Here is a 20,247-nt window from a genome sequence, read left to right on the forward strand (position 1 = left end):
GCCGCACTACGGCCGGGCGGGCTCCGTCGCATCGGAGCCCAGCCCGGCCTCTTTGTAGAATCCCCCAATGTGGGCCGCCACCAGTTCTGCGGCCCGGCCGCCGTCACCATTCCTGACGGCGGCGAGGATGGCGTGGTGTTCAGTGCGCAAGCGCGAAGCCGTGGTTTCCCAGTCCGGCAGGTTGGCCGTCAGTTCGGCCGCATAACCCTGGATGGCTTCCCGGAGCGACCCCATCATGGCGCTGACCACTGTGTTGCCGGCGGCGTTGGCCAGGGCCAGGTGGAACCGGACGTCAAGGGCCAGGAAGTCCCTGACTGACAGGCCTTCCGGGACATCCATGGCCTCCAGGAGGGCAGCCGCATCAGCGAGTTCGGGCGCGTCCCGGGGCGCTTTCGCCGCAGCCCACGACTCCAGCAGGACCCGCGTTTCCACGATGTCCGCTACAGGCAGGTGCTGGGTGGCCACGTGCAGCCGAAGGGCAGATCCCAGTGCGGACGTGGGGTCCGAAATCACGACCGTCCCGGACTCCGGCCCGGACCCCACGCCGGCCCGGACCACTCCCATTGCCTCGAGGATCCGGATGGCCTCGCGGACCGACGTGCGGGAAACCTTTAGCTGTTCGGCCAGCGTGCGCTCCGCCGGCAGCCTGCCGCCCACGGCCAACCGGCCTGCGGAGAGTTGGTCCTCGATCCAGGACAGGACCAGCTGGTGGGTGCGCATGGCCCCATGCTACTTGATGTGGTTGGACCACATCACCTAGAGTGTGGTTGGACCACAGGAGGAACCATGACCCACACCATCCAGCCCAACAACCCGGAGACTACCCCGGCGCCGGACACCACTGACATCCCCGCAGCGCCGGCACCCGCCGGGGCTCCGTCGTCGTCCGCCCTGCCGGCCGCACTGAAGCGCCGCGTTCCCAAATACTCTGACCTTGCGCCGCTGATGCAGTTCAAGAAGCCGGAGTTCAGCAGGGAGGCCCGGCTGAAGCGGGCCAGCACCATCTGGGAGCTGCGCGACATCGCCAAGCGCCGCACTCCGCAGGCACCATTCGACTACACCGATGGCGCTGCAGAAGAGGAAATCACCCTCCGCCGCGCCCGCCAGGCCTTCCTGGACATCGAGTTCCGGCCGGGCATCCTTCGGAACGTCTCCGCCATTGACCTCAGCACCGAGATCCTGGGCAAGCCGTCCCGGCTCCCCGTGGGCATTGCCCCCACGGGCTTCACCCGGATGATGCAGTCCGAAGGCGAGTACGCGGGTTCCCAGGCGGCCGAGGCGGCCGGCATCCCCTACACCCTCTCCACCATGGGCACCGCCTCCATCGAGGACGTCGCGGCCGCCGCACCCAGCGGCCGCAACTGGTTCCAGCTGTACCTGTGGACGGACCGCGACCGCTCGCTGGAACTGATCGAACGCGCCGCCAAGGCCGGCAACGACACCCTCATGGTCACCGTGGACACCGCTGTGGCCGGCGCCCGCCTCCGCGACGTCCGCAACGGCATGACCATCCCGCCGGCATTGACCCTCAAGACCGTGCTGGACGCGTCCTACCGCCCCGCCTGGTGGTTCAACTTCCTCACGCACGAACCGCTCACCTTCGCGTCGCTGTCCCGCTACACCGGCACGGTGGCGGACCTCATCAACTCCATGTTCGATCCCACCCTCACCTTCGAGGACCTGGACTGGCTGCGCAAAACCTGGAAAGGCAAGCTGGTGGTCAAGGGCATCCAGACCGTGGAGGATGCCCGCCGCGTGGTTGACCATGGCGCCGACGGCGTGGTCCTGTCCAACCACGGCGGCCGCCAGCTGGACCGGGCGCCCATCCCCTTCCACCTGCTCCCCGAAGTCAAGCAGGCCTTCACTGCGGACAACAGCAATGCCGCCATCATGCTGGACACCGGCATCATGAGCGGCGCGGACATCGTGGCGGCGCTGGCCCTCGGCGCCGATTTCACGCTGATCGGCCGCGCCTACCTGTACGGGCTGATGGCCGGCGGACGGGCCGGCGTGGACCGCACCCTCCAGATCCTGGAGAAGGACATGGCGCGGACCATGGCACTGCTGGGCGTCAGCAAGGTCTCGGACCTGACCCCGGACCACGTGCGCCTGCTGGCGAAGTAAGCCCTACTTTTTCCGCCCGAATTTCGGCAGGTTGGGGAGGTTGGCCAGCAGGTCCGCCGCCTTCGTGGCGGCGCGGCCAACCGTGCGCCCGATTTGCTGCGGGACGCTGTCGTCACTCAACGGGGCGGCCGTGCCGCCGGGAATCACGACGGCGGGGCTCAGCTCGGCGCCCTCCCGCACCAGGACGGGCGCCGGGGCTTCCTCCCGGGCCGTCCGCGGCGCGGCAGGCCTTTCGGCGGCGGACGGGCCGGCCGCGTGGGGCAGGGAGGGGGCTGCGGCTGCGACGCCTTCCTTCAGGTGGGCGGCGACTGCCGGAGCGGGGACCGCCTGGTCCGGGACTGTCAGATCAGGGCCGGCCGGTGACGCGGCGGCTTTGGCGCCAGGGCCGACGTCGAACGTCTCCAGCCAGCTGGCGATGCCCTCCAGCGGCCCCCGGTTTAAGGCGTAGTACCGCTTCTGGCCCTGCGCGCGCATGCTGACCAGCTGTGCCTCACGGAGGACTTTCAGGTGCTTGGAAATAGTGGGCTGGCTGGCAGCCAGTTCCTCCACCAACTCCCCCACGGCCTTGTCTCCTGCCCTAAGGGCCACCAGGATGTCCCGCCGGGTGGATTCCGCTATGACGGCAAATACGTCGTCTGTCACCATGCCTCCCACCCTAGCGACATATGCCTCGAAAGGCATCCACTATTTCGGCCGCCCGGAAACCTAGTCGAACCAAGGGTCCAGCCCGTGCAGCGGGAACACGGCCTTGCGGGTTGCCATGACGGTGCGGTCCACAGCGTCATTGGGGTCGAAGCCCACTTCCCAGGACCGCCACCACAGCTCCACGTCGTCCCCCATCAGGGCCGGAGCGTCCCTGCCGAACTTCTCCGCCACGTACCGCCGCCAGTCCCCGGGCACGGGCGTTCGCAGCGGCACGGGCCGGCCGGCCGCGATGGCCACCAGGTGGGTCCAGGCCCGCGGCACCACGTCCAGCACGCTGTAGCCCCCGCCGCCGGTGGCGATCCACCGTCCGCCGCAGTAGCGTTCGGCAAGATGCCCGACGGCGTTCGCTGCCTCGCGCTGTCCGTCCACGCTGAGATTGAGGTGCGTCAGGGGATCGCTCCGGTGCGAATCGCAGCCATGCTGGCTCACGATGACCTCGGGCTCGAAGGCGCCCACCAGTTGCGGCACCACGGCATAGAAGGCGCGCAGCCACCCGGAGTCCCCGGTACCTGCGGGCAGGGCGACATTCACCGCGGTGCCTTCAGCCGCAGGCCCACCGATTTCGTTGGCGAACCCGGTCCCCGGAAAGAGGGTCAGCCCCGTTTCGTGCAGCGAGAGCGTGAGGACCCGGGGATCGTCCCAGAAGATGTTCTGGGTGCCGTCCCCGTGGTGGGCGTCAACGTCGATATAGGCCACCTTGCGCAGCCCGCCGTCGAGCAGCTTCTGCACCGCAACGGCGGCGTCGTTGTAGATGCAGAATCCGCTGGCGCGGTCCCTGGCCGCGTGATGCATGCCGCCGCCGAAGTTGACGGCGTGGACGGCCGACCCCTCCAGCACCTGGGTGGCGGCCAGCAGGGATCCCCCGGCCAGGCGCGCCGCAGCCTCATGCATGCCGGCAAACGCGGGATCATCCTCAGTACCCAGCCCCCGGGACTCGTCCGGCTGGGAGGGGTCAGCACTGACCCGGCGGACCGCCGCAACGTAATCTGCCGAGTGAACGGACTGCAGCTCAGCGTCAGAGGCCACATCCGGAGCTGCAACATCAACATGGTCCAGGTCGAAGAGCCCCAGGCTGCGGGCCAGGCGGGCCGTGAGGTCCATCCGTTCCGGCGCCATGGGATGGCCCGGACCAAAGTTGTAGGCTGTCATGTCAGGACTCCACGCCACCATCGTTGGCGGCGCGGGCTGGCTGAGGCCGGGCAGGTATGTCATCAATCACAGGCTACCCGAGCCCGCGCTGCCGCCCACCGGCCATGACGCGGGCTTTAGTGGTTTACTACTGGGGGAAGCCGTTTCAACCGAGGAAAAGCCACACATGACGCAGAGCCAGTCGAGGCCCCGGACACCGGCCGCCTGGCACCCCCCGGCCCAGGAGCGGGAGGGCCTCTGGGTCCTGACGCGGCTGCGGGACTTCATTGACGACATCGCCAACACCACCCCCGCCCGGCTGGCGCTGACGGCGTTCGCCGCCGTCTGCACGGTATTCACGTTCCTCCTGTCCCTGCCGGTCTCCTCAGCTGACGGAACCCCCACCCCCGTCCACCAGGCGCTGTTCACAGCGGTGTCGGCGGTATGCGTTACGGGACTCACGGTGGTGTCGACGGCGGTCCACTGGTCCTTCTTTGGCCAGCTGGTGATCCTGGTGGGCATCTTCATTGGCGGCCTGGGCACCCTGACCCTGGCGTCGTTGCTGGCACTGATGGTGAGCAAGCGGCTGGGTGTCCGGGGCAAGATCATCGCGGCGGAGTCCATGAACAACGCCGGCCGCCTGGGTGAGGTCGGCACCCTGCTGCGGATCGTCATCACCACATCCGTGGTCATCGAGGGTATCCTGGCGCTCGCATTGATCCCCCGGTTCCTGACCCTGGGTGAGCCGTTCTGGCAGTCGGTCTGGCACGGCGTCTTCTACGGCATCTCGTCGTTCAACAACGCCGGCTTCACGCCCCACTCGGACGGCATCGTCCCCTACGAGACGGACCTCTGGATCCTCATCCCCCTCATGGTGGGAGTCTTCATGGGCAGCCTGGGCTTCCCCGTGGTGATGGTCCTGCAGCAGAACGGCCTGAACTGGAAGAAGTGGAACCTCCACACCAAGCTCACGATCCAGGTTTCCCTGATCCTCCTGGCGGCGGGCACCTTCCTCTGGGCGCTGATGGAGTGGGACAACGCCCGGACCATCGGCTCCATGAGTGTGGGCGACAAGATCACGCACGCCCTTTTCGCGTCCGTGATGATGCGTTCAGGCGGGTTCAACCTGGTGGACCAGAACCTGATGGATTCCACCACCATGCTGCTGACCGACGCCCTGATGTTCGCCGGCGGCGGTTCCGCCTCCACGGCCGGCGGCATCAAGGTGACCACCATCGCCGTGATGTTCCTGGCCATCATCGCCGAAGCCCGCGGCGACGCCGACGTCAAGGTCTACGGCAGGACCATCCCGCAGGGCAGCATGCGGGTGGCCATCTCCGTGATCGTCGCCGGCGCCACCCTGGTGTCCGTGTCGGCTTTCCTGTTGCTGCACATCAGCGGCCAGTCGCTGGACCGCGTACTGTTCGAAACCATCTCCGCATTCGCCACGGTGGGACTCAGCACCAACCTGAGCGCCGAGGTGCCGCCGGCCGGCGTCTACGTCCTCACAGTGCTGATGTTCGCGGGCCGCGTGGGGACCGTTACCCTCGCCGCTGCCCTGGCCCTGCGCCAGCGCAGCCAGTTGTACCACTACCCCGAAGAGAGGCCGATCATTGGCTAGTTCCACAGACGCCGCCCGGCGCCCCGCCCACAACGCTCCGGTACTGGTCATCGGGCTGGGCCGGTTCGGATCATCCACGGCCGAGCAGCTGGTGAAGCAGGGCCGGGAAGTCCTGGCGATCGAACGGGACCGGAACCTGGTGCAGAAATGGGCGCCCCTCCTGACCCACGTGGTGGAGGCCGATGCCACCAACATCGATGCGCTCCGCCAGCTCGGCGCCCAGGAGTTCAGCTCCGCCGTGGTGGGTGTGGGCACCTCCATCGAGTCCTCCGTGCTGATCACCGTCAACCTGGTGGACCTCGGCATCGAGCACCTGTGGGTCAAGGCCATCACCCCGTCGCACGGCAAGATCCTGACCCGGATCGGCGCCAACCACGTGATCTACCCGGAAGCCGACGCCGGGGTCCGCGCCGCGCACCTGGTGTCCGGGCGCATGCTGGACTTCATCGAGTTCGACGACGACTTTGCCATCGTGAAGATGTACCCGCCGCGCGAAACGGTGGGGTTCACCCTGGACGAGTCAAAGGTCCGGTCCAAATACGGCGTGACCATTGTGGGCGTGAAGTCCCCGGGCGAGGACTTCACCTACGCCCGGCCCGAGACCAAGGTGTCCTCCCGCGACATGCTGATCGTCTCCGGCCACGTGGACCTGCTGGAACGGTTCGCCGCGCGCCCTTAACCCAGCTGTTTGGTGATCTCCGCTGCCCGGTTGGCTGCGGCGCGGGCCCCTGCGGCGATGATGGCAGGGATGCCCTGCTCGTCGAATGTGGCAATGGCGCGTTCGGTGGTTCCGTTGGGGCTGGTCACGGCCCGGCGGAGCGCGGTGGGGTCTGCTCCGGGCTCGGCGAGCATGAGGCCGGCACCGGCCACCGTTTCGCGGGCCAGCAGCAGTGACAGCTCCCGGTCCAGGCCCAGTTCCTCCCCGGCAGATGCCATGGCCTCGGCCAGGTAGAACGCGTAGGCCGGGCCGGACCCGCTGATCGCGGAGAGCGCATCCACCTGCTCCTCAGGGATCTCCACAACGGTCCCGGCCCCCTTCAGAATCTCCTTGACCTTCTGGAGCTGCTCGGGGGTGCAGTGGGTTCCGGGCGAGACGGACACGACGCCGCGCCCCAATTTTGCCGGCGTGTTGGGCATGGTCCTGATCACCGGCTGCCCGGGAGGCAGGGCAGCCTCCAGCTGGGCGATGGAGACGGCGGCGGCCACGCTGACCACCACAGTGTCGGGCGAAAGGGCGGGGCTGATTTCCCGGGCCAGGTCCGCGATGCCCACGGGCTTTACGCCAAGGATGACGACGGCGGCTCCCTTGGTGGCCTGCCTGTTGTTGTCAGGCTCTTCCTCACCGGCAATCGCCGTGATCCCGTGGTAGCGCTCGGCCAGTTCCGAGGCACGGACGGCCCGGCGGACCGTGGCCACCACATCGGCCGGATCGGTTCCCGCCTCCAGCAGGCCGCCAAGAATGGCCTCGTTCATGGATCCACAGCCAAGGAATGCGATTCGGTTGCTCATGCCTCCATCATTGCAGTTCGCACGCATTCACAGGCAACTCCCATGTTGGGCGCAGGCAGCACACAACTTGGGGTCCTAACGTAGTTATTACCTCATTGAGGGTGCGAGTGATGCGGCAGGCATGGGGATGCCTGCCAGGGCACCGGTGGCGCGGCAACAGGTTTTCCCCCATTTTCCTGTTGCCCGCCCCGGTGCTTCCGCTTTTAAAGGATCAGGCGCTGCCGGGTCGGTTAAACCGCGGCTTCCACGGAGCGGGAAGCGGCCACATGCGGTGCGGGCTCCAGCGGACCGGAAAATACCAGCTGGTCCAGGCGGCGGAGAATCAGGCCCTCACGCAGTGCCCACGGGCAGATGCGGAGCTTCTTGAACTTGAACATCTCCAAGGCGGCCTCGGCCACCAGCGCTCCGGCCAGGAGCTGATGCGCCCGTGCCTCGGAGACGCCGGGAAGATGCAGCCTGTCCTCCGAGCTCATGGCCGAGATCCGCTGGGTCCAGATGCCCAGGTCCGAGGCGTGCAGTTCCCGTTTAACGTACGGACCTTCAGCACTGGGGGCGGCGCCGGCGATCCGGGCCAGTGACCGGAACGTCTTGGAGGTGCCGGCCACGACATTCGCCCGGCCCAGGCCATCGAATTCACGGACGGCGGGCTTGAGCGTGGCCCTGATGTAGCGGCGCAGTTCCTTGACGCTCTTTGCCGACGGCGGATCCTCGGCGAGCCAGTCCCGGGTGAGGCGGCTGGCACCAAGTGGCACGGAGGTGGCCACCTCGGGAAGCTCGTCCTGTCCGAAAGCCATTTCAAAGGAACCGCCGCCGATGTCCAGGTTCAGGATGGGCCCGGCGCCCCAGCCGTGCCAGCGCCGCACCGCGAAGAACGTCATGGAGGCTTCTTCGCTGCCCGTGAGTTCCTGGAGGGTCACCGTGGTTTCGTGCTTGACCCGGGCCAGCACTGCGGGGCCGTTGGTGGCCTCGCGGATGGCGGACGTACAGAAAGCCAGCAGGTCCTCGGCCTTGTGCCGGGCAGCGAATTCCCATGCTTCCAGCACGAACTCGGTCAGCTCGTGCTGGCCCTCGTCGCTGATGCTGCCATCCGGCTCAAGGTACTGGACCAGGGACAGCGGCCGCTTGTGGGACGCGAAAGGGACCGGCTGCGCGCCGGGATGGGCATCCACCAGGAGCAGATGGACAGTATTGGAACCAATATCGAGGACGCCTAGACGCATGGGGACATTATTGCTCGTCAGCGCGCTTGAAGTCGCGCCGGATGTTGGCCACGCCTTCCGGATTGATTTCGAAACCGTAGGCAGCGCCGGGGTTGATCACCATGCCGAGTTCATCGCCAAGGTTGGCGATGATGGCTGCGCCCTGCGTGCCCAGCACATTGGGTGCAGCTTCCAGGTACTGCTGGTCCACCCTGCTCGGGTGTGAGAAAACGGCGAGGACGGGATCGCCGTCGGCGTTGGCAAGAACCAGGGGCTCCACCTGGGAGTCCATGCCCTCCACCGTGTCCGAACTGATGATGTACACCTCGCTGTTCAGGAACGACAGGATGACGTCCACAGGGTTCGCGTCAGGCTGTCCGCCGGTGGCAAGCTTCTCTTCGAGGTCGTTGAGCGGCTGGAGGTCCGTGTGCGCAGGCTGTTCAGTCATACGACTACCCGATCACGATCCGGTGGCCGGCGCAAACGCGCCGGCCACGGCGCTATTTCTTGGCTGTTGCCTTCTTCTTGGCCGGCGCCTTGCGGGTGGCAGTCCGCTTGACGGGGCCCTTGGCGCGTTTCTCGGCCAGCAACTCCACGGCCTGCTCCCGCGTGAGCTCCTCCAGGGAAGTGGCGCGGGGAACCGTGATGTTGGTGATGCCGTCCGTAATATAGGGCCCGAAGCGGCCTTCCTTCACCACGATGTTCTTCTCGGACACGGGATCCGGGCCGAACTCGGCCAGCGGCGGCACAGATGCACGGGCGCCGCGCTGCTTGGGCTGGGAGTAGATCTCCAGTGCCTGCTCCAGGGTGATGGTGAAGATCTCCTCTTCGGAGCCGATGGACCGGGAGTCCGTCCCCTTCTTCAGGTACGGGCCGAACCGGCCGTTCTGCACGGTGATGAGGTTGCCTTCGGCGTCCTCACCCAGGGCGCGGGGCAGGCTCATGAGCTGCAGTGCCTCGTCCAGGGTGACCGACTCGACAGTCATGGACTTGAAGAGCGATCCGGTGCGCGGCTTGGCCTTGACCGGCTTCTTGGGCGGCTTGGGCTTGCCGTTCTTGTAGTACTCCACCGGCTGCCTGGCCAGTTCTTCCTCCGTCATCTCGGGGATGATCTCGGTGACGTAGGCGCCGTACCGGCCGTTCTTGGCCACGACGGTGTGCCCCGTGTGGGGGTCGGTGCCGAGGACGCGTTCCTCCGGCGCCGCCGTCTCCATCAGTTCGATGGCCTTGGCTGCCGTCAGTTCGTCGGGAGCCAGGTCCTCGGGCACGTTGGCGCGGGCCGATTCGACGATCTCACCGGTCTTCGGGTCAACAGTGGCGGCGGAACTTTCCAGGTACGGGCCGAACTTGCCCACCCGCAGGGTGATGTCGTCGGTGATGGGGATCGAGTTGATTTCCCGGGCGTCGATCTCGCCCAGGTTGTTGACGATGCTCAGCAGGCCGGGGTCCGAGTCCTCGCCGAAGTAGAAGTGCCGCAGCCAGGACGCGCCGGCTTCCTGGCCGTTGGCGATCTTGTCCAGGTCGCCTTCCATGTCGGCGGTGAACTCGTAATCCACGTAGTCGGAGAAGTGCTGCTCCAGGAGCCGGATGACCGAGAAGGCGATCCAGCTGGGCACCAGCGCGGAACCCTGCTTCCGGACGTAGCCGCGGTCCTGGATGGTGGAGATGGTGGAGGCGTAGGTGGAGGGGCGGCCGATGCCCTTCTTTTCCAGTTCCGCGGTCAGGGACGCTTCCGTGTAGCGCGGCGGCGGCGAGGTTTCGTGGCCCACCGCCAGGATGTCCACGGCCGTGAGGGAGTCGCCCTTGGCCACGTTGGGCAGGCGGCGCGCTTCGTCGGAGTCGTCGTCGCCGCGCGTCTCATCCTTGCCCTCCTCGTAGGCGGCGAGGAAGCCGGGGAACGTGATCACGGTACCGGACGCGGAGAACTCGGCGTCCCGCCCGTCTGACGCCACGGCACCCAGCCGGATGGTCGCCGTCGAACCCTTGGCATCGCCCATCTGGGAGGCGACCGTCCGCTTCCAGATGAGCTCGTAGAGCCGGAATTCGTCGCCGGACAGCTGCTTTGCGACCTGCGCCGGCGTGCGGAAGGAGTCACCGGCGGGGCGGATGGCCTCGTGGGCTTCCTGGGCGTTGGCGGCCTTGCCGGTGTACACACGCGGTGACTGAGGGATGTACTCGGGGCCGTACAGCTCAGAGGCCTGGCGGCGGGCAGCCGTGACGGCCTCGTCGCTCAAGGAGGAGGAGTCCGTACGCATATAGGTGATGTAGCCGTTTTCATACAGCCGCTGGGCGATCTGCATGGTGCTCTTGGACGAGAAACGCAGCTTGCGCCCCGCCTCCTGCTGCAGCGTGGAGGTGGTGAAAGGCGCCGCCGGACGCCGGGTGTACGGCTTGGTGTCCACCGACCGGACGGTGAATGAAGCATCCTGCAGCCCGGCCGCCAGCGACGTTGCCAGTTCCTCGTTGAGGTGGGCCACGTTCCGGGACGTGAGTTCGCCGTTGTCGTTGAAGTCGCGGCCGGTGGCCACCTTGGCGCCGTCAACGGCGGCAAGCTTTGCCTTGAACGAGCCGGTATCGGCACCGAACTGTCCGGTCAGGTCCCAGTAGGAGGCTGCCTTGAAGGCCATGCGCTCGCGTTCGCGGTCCACCACCATGCGGGTGACCACGGACTGCACGCGGCCGGCGGACAGGCCCCGGGCCACCTTGCGCCACAGCACCGGTGAGATTTCGTATCCGTAGAGGCGGTCCAGGACGCGGCGGGTTTCCTGGGCGTCCACCAGGTCCTGGTCCACGTCGCGCAGGTTGCCCATGGCGCGCTGGATGGCTTCCTTGGTGATTTCGCCGAACGTCATCCGGTACACCGGGACCTTGGGCTTGAGCACTTCCAGCAGGTGCCACGCGATGGCTTCGCCCTCGCGGTCCCCATCGGTTGCGAGATAAAGTTCGTCGGCGTCCTTGAGCGCAGCTTTGAGCTCAGTCACCTTTTTCTTCTTGTCCGGGGACACCACGTAGTACGGCTTGAAGTCGTGCTCAATGTCGACGGCGAACTTTCCCACCGAGGTCTTCTTCAGCTCGGCAGGGAGTTCGGACGGCTGCGGCAGGTCGCGGATGTGACCAATGGAGGCCTCAACGATGAAGCCCTCGCCGAGGTACTTGGCGATGGTCTTGCTCTTGGCCGGAGACTCCACAATCACGAGTTTCTTGCCGGTTTTGGCCTTGCTTGGCACGGTGCTCCTACAGAAAAAGGTTGCTGGGGCAGATGAGCCCATGTCCGCCTAGTTCACCATATTTTGGGGAATCGTGCGCATTCCTGTGGAAAAGACGGGGCTCCGTTGGGGGCGCCAAGGGTGCTTGGCGCTCCGCCGGGTGGGCCCCTAAACCTCAGCCGGAACCGCTGCCGGAATGAGGAAGCCGTCACGCACCAGGTTGGCCACGTCGGCGAGCAGCGCGCCCTGAAAGGACCCGGCGTCGAACCCGTCCTCCCCACCCAGGAGGGCCTCCAAAGCAGCGGCGATCTGCCCGGCGGTGAGGTCGCCGTCGCACGCGGACACAAAGCCGGCCAGTTCCGTGCTCATCAGGTTGGTGCGGCGCAGCCCAGCACCCTGCCGGAGCAGGATCACACCGGGGTGCTCGGCGCCGGGGCGCTGGTGGCGCTCCTCGGTGACGTCGTCGGCGACGAGCAGGTGCGTGCCGGCAAGGTCATGCGTGGCCAGCCAGTCGCTGCGTTCGACGGCGGCGCCCAGGTGGGGTCCGATGGGCTGCTCGATGGGGTAGGTGATTTCCTCGAAACGGCTGATGGCGGCCCCGGCGCCGGAAGCGGGGCGCCGGAGCCACACCATGCCGAATCCGATTCCCGCCACGTTCCGGGAGGCGAAGTCTTCAAGGTAGGCGGCGTAGGCGTCGCGGTAGTGCTGCCGGTCCCGGGACTCCGACGCGTCCTGCAGCCAGGTTTCGGCATATTGTTCGGGGCTGACCTGCTCGCGCTGGATGAACCAGGCATCAGTCCCCGGCCGCACCCACGACTTTGGCCGCTCGTCCCAGCCTGCACCGGCGGGAACTTCCCAGTTCCCCAGCATCTGGGCCGACCCGCCGGGAGCCAGGATGCCGGGCAGGTCCGCCACCAGGGCAGCAACGATTCCGTCGCCCGGCAGGCCGCCGTCGCGGTATGTGAACTGGTCCGCAGCATCCTCGCCGGGACTCCGCGGGGTAATGACGAACGGCGGGTTGGAGACCACCAGCCCGAATTCCTCACCGGCCACGGGCTCCAGGAGCGAACCCAGGCGCAGGCTCACCCGTTCTTCGAGGCGGTCCGGGTCCACGGACAGCGCCTCTGCGTTAAGCAGGATGTTGAACCGGGCGTAAGCCAGGGCGCGCTCGGAAATATCGGTGGCGGTCACATGCTGGCAGTGGTGCAGCAGATGGAAGGCCTGGATGCCGCAGCCGGTCCCCAGGTCCAGGGCGCGCTGGGTGTGGCGGCGGACGGTGGTCTGCACCAGCGTGGTGGATGCCTGCCCGATGCCCAGGACGTGGTCGTGCCGCAGCACTCCCGCCTGCTGATGCGCCGCGAGGTCGCTGGCCACCCAGAGCTCGGCGCCGCCGGTGCCGTCGTCATTCCTGTCCCAGCCGTACGGCCGCAGGTCTGCCTTGGCGGTGAGCAGGCCCGAGCCGGGTACGGGCTGCACCAGCCCGAGCTCAAGGAGGCCTTCAACGCCTGTGTCCGGCAGCGCGGCGTCGAGCGTTTCCCGTTCCTGGGGCTCGGCGAGGAGCCAGAGGCGGACGACGGCGGCAAGCGGGGCCACGCCGTTGTCCTCCTTCACTGCCCGCTCGGCAGCGAGCAACGCGGGGATGATCTGGTCCCGGTTCAGTGCCGCGGAGGCCGTAGGGCCCAGCAGCCCGGCCACGCCGTCCAGCGTGTACTCGAGGCGGCGCAGGTCTGCGGCGAGCGCCGCCAGCAGGCCGGGAAGGTCGCTGCGGGGAGCGTCGGGGGTGTTGCCGGCGGTGAACTCGTAAGGGGATCTAGGCACCGCTCAAGTTTAGTCCGGCGTGCCTGCGGGGTACGGTGGAGCCATGCCTTCCCGCCTTGCCCTCCTTCCGCGCGCCCGCACGGCAGGTGCTGCGATTCGCCGTCCGCTGCCGGGGACAACGCTGGCGGGGACGGTGCTTGCCGCGGTCCTCGGCCTGGCTGTGGCCGGGTGCTCGCCCGTGTCTTCCGTGGAAAACGCGGATGTGCCGAAGTGGCGGGCAACCGCCCTGCCATCGTCACCGGCTGCTGTTGTGCTTCAGGACTCGGGCAAGATCCTCAACCGGGACCGTATTGTGCAGGATGCCGCAAACGTTCCTGCCGGAAGCTATCAGCTCACAGCTGTCTGTGACGGAGCGGGGAAGGCCTTCTTCGCGGTGTCGCTGGACGGCAAGCCCGTTGCCGAAGCCGGGGCCGCGTGCAACGGCCGGCAGGAGACCACCAAGATCAGCCTTCCCGCCGCCGGACGGGTGGAAATCAGCAGCTCCAGCGTGGACGCTCCGCTGCTTTACGCCTACCGGCTGGTGCGGGCGCAATAACGCCCGTTCCGGCTATGGCCCGCCGCCCGCTGCGGGCATAAAGTCTGACTATGCCCAGTGTGCGGAGAGTCTCCGCGCCCCTTTCCCAAGGGACAGCACGGGTGCCGCCGGCACCGAAGCCCCCGGCCGCCGTCGTCCTTGGGCTGGTGCTTGCGGCAGGTGCGCTGGCCGGCTGCGAATATACGTACGACGACGCCCGGGCCGGCACCGTGCAGGGCACCGCCACCATTGCCCCGGCGCCGGCCTTCACCAGGGACCCCCTGCAGCAGGACCCGGTCAGCGACGCGGAACTGGGCGACTGGGTGTCAAGGGCGCTTCCGGACAGCACCGGCCCGGTGGTCCAGGCCGACGCCGGGCTGCTTGCTGCCGCGGAGGTGCGGACCATCTCGTCACCGGTCCTGAAGACCGGTACGTACATCCTGGCCATCGCCTGCAGGAGCCAGCGCCGGGTGACCTTCACGGTGCGTACCGAGACCCTCACTTTGGTTGACCTGGGCCTGCGCTGCGGCATCAACCGTGAAAACGTCATTTACGTGTCCACGGACAGCGTCCTGGCGGTCAGGGTGGAAGCCAGGACCGCGGCGAACTACGCGTTCCGCGTGTACCGGCTGGGATGATGCCCAGGTGGACCCGGCAGGCTTATGCGGGCCGGGTTTCAGGCTGCGGTGCAGCCTTCCGGGCAGCGCAGCGTCTCGGGGCTGGCGGCGCAGCCGGAGCAGTACAGCGTGAGGGTGCGGCAGCTGGGATTGGAGCAGTTCTCGAATTTGCTGGTGGGCGCGGAGCAGCGGGCACACTGGCCAATGGTCTTGGCCTCCTCGCTGAACTCCAGGTGCATGCGCTTGTCGAAGACATAGAGCGAACCTTCCCAAAGGCCCTGGTCCTTGAAGGCTTCGCCGTACCGGACGATGCCCCCGTCCAGCTGGTACACCTCTTTAAAGCCGCGGTTCACCATCAGGCTGGAGAGCACCTCGCAGCGGATGCCTCCGGTGCAGTAGGTGACCACCGGCTTGTCTTTCAGGGAGTCGTATTTTCCGGAGTCCAGTTCCTTGATGAAGTCATGGGTGGTGGCGACGTCCGGGACCACCGCGTCCTTGAAGCGGCCAATCTGCGCTTCAAACGCGTTGCGGCCGTCGAAGAAGACCACGTCCTCCCCGTCCTTCTTCCTGGCGTCCACGAGTTGGTGCAGTTCTTCGGGTTTGAGGTGCTTCCCGCCGCCCACCACGCCACTGTCGTCAACCTTGAGTTCTCCCGGTGCGCCGAAGGAGACGATCTCGTCCCGCACCTTCACGCTGAGCCGGGGGAAGTCCTCCGCTCCGCCGTCGGACCATTTGACGTCGATTCCGCGGAACCCGGGGTACTCGCGGGTGGTCTTGACGTACTGCTTAACGGCGCCGATTTCTCCGCCGACGGTGGCGTTGATTCCATCCTTGGAGATGATGATGCGGCCGGTAAGGTCCAGCTTCTCGCAGAGGGCGCGCTGCCAGAGCCGGACGGCGTCCGGATCAGCGATGGGGGTGAAGCCGTAAAAGAGCACGATTTTGTTCAAAGCCACGTATTTAAGGGTACCGGCTGCCGTGGGGGCCGGATCCTGCTTCACAGTGCCCGGAGGATGGGGCCTCATTACGATTCCATAAGCACTTCCCAACCCCCTGTTGCTGGCGATCGCGCTGGAATAGTCTTCTTGCCATGAGTCCGGAAACCCTGGTTGAAGACATCACTGGCCTGCTCGAGGTGTGGGTTGCGGGCTGGGCCGGGTGTCGCGGCTACCAGACCACCACCGAGGGACGCTTCCCTGCCGCGCTCCGTTCTGATACCAGCGGTGAATGGGAAGTCTTCGCGTCAGAACCTACTGATGACGAGTTCGCCGCGCTGGCTGCCAGGACCGCAGCGTCCCCCGCCAGGGTACTGACCATCCTCACCAACGATCCCTCCCGGTATGCTGCGCTGGCTGCCCGGCAGGGGCTCAACGTCACCTCCGACTCGCAGACGATGATGATCGTGGACATGGAGACCCAGGACACCGAGGACCCTTGGCTTTCCGACGACGACCTGAGGCTGTCCACTTCGGAACAGAATGGCGTCCACTACGCCGAAGTCCGCTCCGGCGACGCCGTGGCGGCCAGCGGCCGGGTGTTCGTGGTGGGCGACACCGCAGTGTTCGACAAGATCATTACCGAGCCGGCGTTCCAGCGCAGGGGCCTGGGCAGCCTCATCATGCGCGCCCTGGCAGCCCAGGCTTCCGGGCAGGATGTCCGCAGCGGCCTCCTCCTGGCGTCCAGGGACGGGCAGAAGCTCTATTCCCACCTTGGCTGGTCAACAGTTGCGCGGGTCCTGATGCTCTCGGCGTCGAACGACGGATCGGATCTCTCGCTGAGCTAAGCCGCCCCGGCGGAAGTACGCCCCGTACTGTTTTCCCTTTGGCGAACCGCGTGCCCGTCCCGCAGCACTGGATGAAAGAATGGTGGGGTGAATCCCCATGACTCCCTGATTCCTTTGCTGGGCCGCGGCCCGGAACCGGAACAGCTCCGTCATGTCCGGACCGTACCGGCCCGGGAGGCAATCCACGCGCCGTGGCCCAAGTGGGTGCACCCGGATGTTGCTGAGGCGTACGGGTCGCTGGGCATCCGCGAGCCGTACCGGCACCAGGTGGATGCGGCCAATGCGGCACACTCCGGGGAGCACGTGGTGGTGGCCACCGGTACCGCGTCCGGGAAGTCGCTGGCGTACCAGTTGCCAGCGCTTGACGCGATCCACCGTTCTGAGCTGCGGGTACTCGCAGACCCGGGAAAAATCCACGACGACGGCGCCGTCACCCTGTACCTGTCCCCCACCAAGGCGCTGGCCGCCGACCAGCTGAACGCCATCCGCGCCCTGAAGCTGCCCACGGTCCGGGCGGAAACCTATGACGGCGATACCGATCCGGCCGCCCGCCGCTGGATCCGGGACCACGCCAACTTCATCCTGGCCAACCCGGACATGCTGCACTTCGGCATCCTGCCCAACCACGCCTGGTGGGCCGGGTTCTTCCGCCGTCTGCGCTACGTCATTGTGGACGAGGCGCACAGCTACCGGGGCGTGTTCGGATCACACGTGGCCAACCTCATGCGGCGGCTCCGCCGGATCTGTGCGTACTACGGGGCGGGAACCTCCTTCCCCGAACCAGTATTCATTGCGGCATCAGCCACGGCCTCCGAGCCTGATGTCTCCTTCTCGCGCCTTATTGGTGCCCCGGTAAAGGCCGTATCCCAGGACTGCTCCCCCCACGGAGCCACCACCGTGGCGTTTTGGGAACCGGCGCTGACCGAGGTCCGGGGCGAGAACGGGGCTAAACAGCGCCGGACGGCAGTGGCCGAGACCTCGGACCTGCTGGCCAACCTGGTGTCCGCCCGGATCCGTACCATAGCCTTCATCAAGTCCCGCCGGGGTGCCGAAACCATTTCGGCCATCACCAAGCGGCTCCTTGACGAGGTGGACCCCAGCCTTCCGCAGCGGGTGGCCGCCTACCGCTCGGGATACCTGCCGGAGGAACGCCGGGCAGTCGAGAAATCCCTGCGTTCCGGCCAGCTGCTGGGCGTCTCCAGCACATCCGCCCTGGAGCTGGGGATCGACATCTCCGGCCTCGATGCAGTCCTGGTGGCAGGCTGGCCCGGCACCCGGGCCTCGCTCTTCCAGCAGATTGGCCGGGCCGGCAGGGCAGGCCAGGACGCCATCGCCGCGTTTGTGGCCAGTGACGATCCGCTGGACACCTTCCTGGTGAACCACCCCGAGGCGATTTTCGACGTCTCGGTGGAGGCCACGGTCTTTGACCCGGCCAACCCCTACGTGCTCGGACCGCATTTGTGCGCTGCCGCGGCGGAACTCCCCCTGGGACCGGCAGAGCTGGACCTTTTCGGCGGAACTGCCGAGATGCTCCTAGACCGGCTAGTGGCACAGGGTTACCTGCGTCGTCGGCCTGCCGGCTGGTTCTGGACCCACTCCCAGAGCGCTGCGGCCATGGTCAATCTCCGGGGCGACGGTGGAGGCCCGGTCAGCATCGTCGACGCCGAGACCGGTTCCCTGCTGGGCACGATGGACTCGCCCCAGACCCATTACCAGGCACATACGGGTGCGGTATATGTGCACCAGGGCGACACGTATGTGGTGGAAGACCTGAACGAGGACGACCATTGCGTCATGGTGCGGCGGGCAAATCCCGACTACTACACCACGGCAAGGGACGTGACCCAGATCGAGGTCCTGGACACCGTGCGGACCATGCAGTGGGGCGACGTGACCGTCCACTTCGGTGACGTGAAGGTCACCACGCAGGTTGTCTCCTTCCAGCGCAAGGCCTTGATCTCCAATGAGGTTTTGGGCGAGGAGCCGCTTGAGCTGGGGGCGCGTGAGCTCTTCACCAAGGCGGTGTGGTTCGTGGTGGACAACCGTTCCCTCACGGAAGCTGGTCTTATCGAAGCCCAGTTCCCCGGCGCACTCCATGCCGCGGAGCACGCGGCGATCGGGCTCCTCCCCCTGGTTGCGTCCAGCGACCGCTGGGATATCGGCGGGGTCTCCACGGCGCTGCACGCGGACACCGGGGTGCCCACCATCTTTGTGTATGACGGACACCCCGGCGGTGCCGGGTTTGCCGAACGGGGTTTCGACAAGGCCAAGGTGTGGCTGGCAGCAACCAGGGACGCCATCAAAGCCTGCGAGTGCGAATCCGGCTGCCCGTCCTGTGTGCAGTCCCCCAAGTGCGGAAACAAGAACAATCCGCTGGACAAGGCCGCGGCGGTGACCCTGCTGGACGTCCTGCTCAAGGACGCCTCCGAGACCACCCGGTTGGATGTGGAGGCCAGGAGCTGACTCCCGCTCCTGTGTCACCGCTACGGCGGAGGCCCTGCCCGGGCATGACCGGTTGCCGCGCCCAGCAGCGGGCGCTCGCCGAGCTCGGTCCGCACCTCAATGGTCTGGCCCGAGCCTTCTGAACAGCTAAGGACCGTGGCGGCGTGGCGGGCGGCCACATTCGCGGCGACACTGCACGGCTCACCCGTGGTGATGCCGCGAAGGGCATCCGCTGCGGCCAGGGCCGCCAGGTCCGCGGCCGCTGCCGCCCTGCTGGCCAGCACGGCCGACTGCGCCAGCAGCAGCATGACGGCCATGGCCGTCATGACCACCAAGGCCAAACCTGCGGCCAGGACTGTCCCCGAACCGCGTTCGCGTCCATCACGCGTTCCCGGCCCGCATGTGCCCGCGGTGTGACTCCTGCGCCCGACTCCGGGATGGCGCCGCCCAGCGGCAGCATACTTCAGGACCACGGAGGGGTGCCCCTGCCCCATGACGTGATGCCGCCGGTCAGCGTCGCCCATCATCTGGCTACCCGGCCGTGCGCCGGGCCCCCGACGGCAGCAGTACCACTGCCGGCTCCCGTCCACGCTGTTTCGCTCCGCGATGACGCACGTGCGGTGAGGATCCAGGGGATGGATGCTCCCAATGCTCCCGGCACCCGGTCCGTCACGGTGATATTGAACCATTCACCGTCCTCAGCAACCGACGCAGCGGCCGAACTGCCGGCCAGCGTCTTCACTGTCTTTTCCACCGCAGCCGGGTCCTCGCCCCGGGCCAGCGCCCTGGCACCGGCCCGGGCTCCCTCCTCGATGCGCAGTTGGGTCATCCCCGCCGCGGCTCCGGCCAGCAGCATGGCCAGCAGCGCGAGTACAGCCGGCAGCGCCACGGCGAACTCTGCAGTCACGGCACCCCGTGCGTTTGCGCCGGAGTCCGCTGGCCCCTGGTCCCCTATGCTGCCGGCCATACTGACGGTCCCGCCGTCCAGGGGCTTGCCTTTCAGGTTCCCGCCTTCCGAGTTCCCGCCTTCCAGGGAACTGGCTTCGACGGGACTGGCTTCGACGGGCCCGGAACCGAGGGCTCCAGGGAGAAGAAGCCCGGCCGGTGAAGCCGTCACGGCAGCGCCAGTGCCGTGCGGATGAGGTTGAGGAGGAAGCCACGCACCTCGTCGCTGCGGAGAATGAACACGAGCAGCCCTGCGAATCCGACTGCGGCGAGGGTGGCGATGGCATACTCCGCGGTCGCCATGCCGGCCTGTGAACCGGGCAGGCCGCTGCGCCGCACCTTGGCCCGGGTACTGCCCGAGCCGGGGTAGAGCTCCACGACGTTGCCGGTTGCGGGGGCAGAAGCTTCGGGGGCAAGGGAAGGGGTGGAAGCGTATGGTGCCCTGTTGGTGCCTGGCCGGTTGCTGTCCCGTTGTGCGGGCTTCTGGCCGGGCGCGGCGAGCGCGGCGAGCGCGGCGGTTCCGGACGTGTAGTGGCGGCGGTGGTGGTTGATGTACATGTGGTTTCCTTTCCGTTGTGCCGGTGGTTTTCCCGGCTGTCTTGACTCTTCCCGGCCCCGAGGGAGTGGGTAAGTGGG

19 protein-coding genes are annotated in these 20,247 nt (G+C 67.1%); 7 read left to right on the top strand and 12 right to left on the bottom strand.

Annotated features, from left to right (window positions below):
- Positions 1–6: 6 nt before the first annotated feature.
- On the bottom strand, positions 7–720 hold the full coding sequence (locus FBY33_RS01565) for a FadR/GntR family transcriptional regulator (protein ID WP_142028994.1): 714 nt from the start codon (positions 718–720) through the stop codon (positions 7–9).
- A 66-nt stretch (positions 721–786) separates the two neighbouring features.
- Between FBY33_RS01565 and FBY33_RS01570 the strand changes: the two genes are divergently transcribed.
- Complete coding sequence (locus tag FBY33_RS01570; protein ID WP_142028995.1) at positions 787–2,124, top strand: alpha-hydroxy acid oxidase; 1,338 nt, start codon at positions 787–789, stop codon at positions 2,122–2,124.
- A 3-nt stretch (positions 2,125–2,127) separates the two neighbouring features.
- Here FBY33_RS01570 and FBY33_RS01575 read toward each other — a convergent pair whose 3' ends face one another.
- Both FBY33_RS01575 and FBY33_RS01580 read right to left on the bottom strand, forming a co-directional pair.
- Entirely contained in the window at positions 2,128–2,769 is a 642-nt protein-coding gene (locus FBY33_RS01575) for an ArsR/SmtB family transcription factor (RefSeq protein WP_142028996.1), read from the bottom strand.
- 60 nt (positions 2,770–2,829) lie between these two features.
- On the bottom strand, positions 2,830–4,041 hold the full coding sequence (locus tag FBY33_RS01580; protein ID WP_142028997.1) for an acetoin utilization protein AcuC: 1,212 nt from the start codon (positions 4,039–4,041) through the stop codon (positions 2,830–2,832).
- A 103-nt stretch (positions 4,042–4,144) separates the two neighbouring features.
- Here FBY33_RS01580 and FBY33_RS01585 point away from each other — a divergent pair, with 103 nt between their 5' ends.
- Complete coding sequence (locus FBY33_RS01585; protein ID WP_142028998.1) at positions 4,145–5,578, top strand: TrkH family potassium uptake protein; 1,434 nt, start codon at positions 4,145–4,147, stop codon at positions 5,576–5,578.
- Positions 5,571–6,257, top strand: coding sequence for a potassium channel family protein (locus FBY33_RS01590; RefSeq protein WP_056328631.1), 687 nt, complete (start codon positions 5,571–5,573; stop codon positions 6,255–6,257). Before FBY33_RS01585 ends, FBY33_RS01590 begins: the two co-directional genes overlap by 8 nt.
- Here the strand turns inward: FBY33_RS01590 and proC are convergent.
- The 5 genes from proC to FBY33_RS01615 all read right to left on the bottom strand — a co-directional run bounded on the left by proC (position 6,254) and on the right by FBY33_RS01615 (position 13,310).
- Positions 6,254–7,087: a pyrroline-5-carboxylate reductase gene (gene proC / locus FBY33_RS01595; RefSeq protein ID WP_142028999.1), complete on the bottom strand. Its 834-nt coding sequence runs from the start codon at positions 7,085–7,087 to the stop codon at positions 6,254–6,256. The two genes, FBY33_RS01590 and proC, sit on opposite strands and share 4 nt — an antisense overlap.
- Positions 7,088–7,317: 230 nt before the next feature.
- Entirely contained in the window at positions 7,318–8,307 is a 990-nt protein-coding gene (locus FBY33_RS01600) for a Ppx/GppA phosphatase family protein (protein WP_142029000.1), read from the bottom strand.
- 7 nt (positions 8,308–8,314) lie between these two features.
- Positions 8,315–8,734, bottom strand: coding sequence for an SseB family protein (locus tag FBY33_RS01605; RefSeq protein WP_056328622.1), 420 nt, complete (start codon positions 8,732–8,734; stop codon positions 8,315–8,317).
- Positions 8,735–8,786: 52 nt separating this feature from the next.
- The gene (topA, locus tag FBY33_RS01610) at positions 8,787–11,513 is read right to left on the bottom strand and encodes a type I DNA topoisomerase (protein ID WP_142029001.1); all 2,727 of its coding nucleotides are present in this window, start codon (positions 11,511–11,513) and stop codon (positions 8,787–8,789) included.
- Positions 11,514–11,660: 147 nt separating this feature from the next.
- The gene (locus FBY33_RS01615; RefSeq protein WP_142029002.1) at positions 11,661–13,310 is read right to left on the bottom strand and encodes a DUF7059 domain-containing protein; all 1,650 of its coding nucleotides are present in this window, start codon (positions 13,308–13,310) and stop codon (positions 11,661–11,663) included.
- Between the two features lie 43 nt (positions 13,311–13,353).
- Here FBY33_RS01615 and FBY33_RS01620 point away from each other — a divergent pair, with 43 nt between their 5' ends.
- Together FBY33_RS01620 and FBY33_RS01625 are read left to right on the top strand one after the other, a co-directional pair.
- On the top strand, positions 13,354–13,845 hold the full coding sequence (locus FBY33_RS01620; protein WP_142029003.1) for a hypothetical protein: 492 nt from the start codon (positions 13,354–13,356) through the stop codon (positions 13,843–13,845).
- Positions 13,846–13,895: 50 nt separating this feature from the next.
- The gene (locus FBY33_RS01625) at positions 13,896–14,462 is read left to right on the top strand and encodes a hypothetical protein (protein ID WP_235010307.1); all 567 of its coding nucleotides are present in this window, start codon (positions 13,896–13,898) and stop codon (positions 14,460–14,462) included.
- Positions 14,463–14,500: 38 nt separating this feature from the next.
- Here FBY33_RS01625 and trhO read toward each other — a convergent pair whose 3' ends face one another.
- Complete coding sequence (gene trhO / locus FBY33_RS01630; RefSeq protein WP_142029004.1) at positions 14,501–15,397, bottom strand: oxygen-dependent tRNA uridine(34) hydroxylase TrhO; 897 nt, start codon at positions 15,395–15,397, stop codon at positions 14,501–14,503.
- Between the two features lie 134 nt (positions 15,398–15,531).
- Here trhO and FBY33_RS01635 point away from each other — a divergent pair, with 134 nt between their 5' ends.
- Both FBY33_RS01635 and FBY33_RS01640 read left to right on the top strand, forming a co-directional pair.
- Positions 15,532–16,224, top strand: a complete 693-nt coding sequence (locus tag FBY33_RS01635) for a GNAT family N-acetyltransferase (RefSeq protein WP_142029005.1) — start codon at positions 15,532–15,534, stop codon at positions 16,222–16,224.
- Positions 16,225–16,311: 87 nt separating this feature from the next.
- Positions 16,312–18,687 (top strand): DEAD/DEAH box helicase, encoded by a 2,376-nt coding sequence (locus FBY33_RS01640; RefSeq protein ID WP_142029006.1) that lies wholly within the window; start codon positions 16,312–16,314, stop codon positions 18,685–18,687.
- Positions 18,688–18,707: 20 nt separating this feature from the next.
- Here the strand turns inward: FBY33_RS01640 and FBY33_RS20790 are convergent, their stop codons facing one another.
- The 3 genes from FBY33_RS20790 to FBY33_RS01655 are packed head-to-tail and all read right to left on the bottom strand — an operon-like array spanning position 18,708 to position 20,169.
- The gene (locus FBY33_RS20790; RefSeq protein ID WP_268815855.1) at positions 18,708–19,193 is read right to left on the bottom strand and encodes an Rv3654c family TadE-like protein; all 486 of its coding nucleotides are present in this window, start codon (positions 19,191–19,193) and stop codon (positions 18,708–18,710) included.
- Positions 19,190–19,783: a TadE family type IV pilus minor pilin gene (locus FBY33_RS01650; protein ID WP_327436735.1), complete on the bottom strand. Its 594-nt coding sequence runs from the start codon at positions 19,781–19,783 to the stop codon at positions 19,190–19,192. Before FBY33_RS01650 ends, FBY33_RS20790 begins: the two co-directional genes overlap by 4 nt.
- Positions 19,780–20,169 (bottom strand): DUF4244 domain-containing protein, encoded by a 390-nt coding sequence (locus FBY33_RS01655; protein ID WP_142029007.1) that lies wholly within the window; start codon positions 20,167–20,169, stop codon positions 19,780–19,782. Before FBY33_RS01655 ends, FBY33_RS01650 begins: the two co-directional genes overlap by 4 nt.
- Between the last annotated feature and the right edge of the window lie 78 nt (positions 20,170–20,247).

It is taken from the genome of Arthrobacter sp. SLBN-112, from assembly GCF_006715225.1.
Classification (GTDB): domain Bacteria; phylum Actinomycetota; class Actinomycetes; order Actinomycetales; family Micrococcaceae; genus Arthrobacter.

Bases quoted from the DNA above. Each gene is read 5' to 3' on its own strand.
- FBY33_RS01570 (WP_142028995.1), top strand. From the start codon at position 787: ATGACCCACACCATCCAGCCCAACAACCCGGAGACTACCCCGGCGCCG.
- FBY33_RS01575 (WP_142028996.1), bottom strand. From the start codon at position 2,769: ATGGTGACAGACGACGTATTTGCCGTCATAGCGGAATCCACCCGGCGG.
- FBY33_RS01635 (WP_142029005.1), top strand. From the start codon at position 15,532: ATGAGTCCGGAAACCCTGGTTGAAGACATCACTGGCCTGCTCGAGGTG.
- FBY33_RS01580 (WP_142028997.1), bottom strand. From the start codon at position 4,041: ATGACATACCTGCCCGGCCTCAGCCAGCCCGCGCCGCCAACGATGGTG.
- FBY33_RS01605 (WP_056328622.1), bottom strand. From the start codon at position 8,734: ATGACTGAACAGCCTGCGCACACGGACCTCCAGCCGCTCAACGACCTC.
- FBY33_RS01620 (WP_142029003.1), top strand. From the start codon at position 13,354: ATGCCTTCCCGCCTTGCCCTCCTTCCGCGCGCCCGCACGGCAGGTGCT.
- proC (WP_142028999.1), bottom strand. From the start codon at position 7,087: ATGAGCAACCGAATCGCATTCCTTGGCTGTGGATCCATGAACGAGGCC.
- FBY33_RS01600 (WP_142029000.1), bottom strand. From the start codon at position 8,307: ATGCGTCTAGGCGTCCTCGATATTGGTTCCAATACTGTCCATCTGCTC.
- FBY33_RS01565 (WP_142028994.1), bottom strand. From the start codon at position 720: ATGCGCACCCACCAGCTGGTCCTGTCCTGGATCGAGGACCAACTCTCC.
- FBY33_RS01655 (WP_142029007.1), bottom strand. From the start codon at position 20,169: ATGTACATCAACCACCACCGCCGCCACTACACGTCCGGAACCGCCGCG.
- FBY33_RS20790 (WP_268815855.1), bottom strand. From the start codon at position 19,193: ATGATGGGCGACGCTGACCGGCGGCATCACGTCATGGGGCAGGGGCAC.
- FBY33_RS01625 (WP_235010307.1), top strand. From the start codon at position 13,896: ATGCCCAGTGTGCGGAGAGTCTCCGCGCCCCTTTCCCAAGGGACAGCA.
- FBY33_RS01585 (WP_142028998.1), top strand. From the start codon at position 4,145: ATGACGCAGAGCCAGTCGAGGCCCCGGACACCGGCCGCCTGGCACCCC.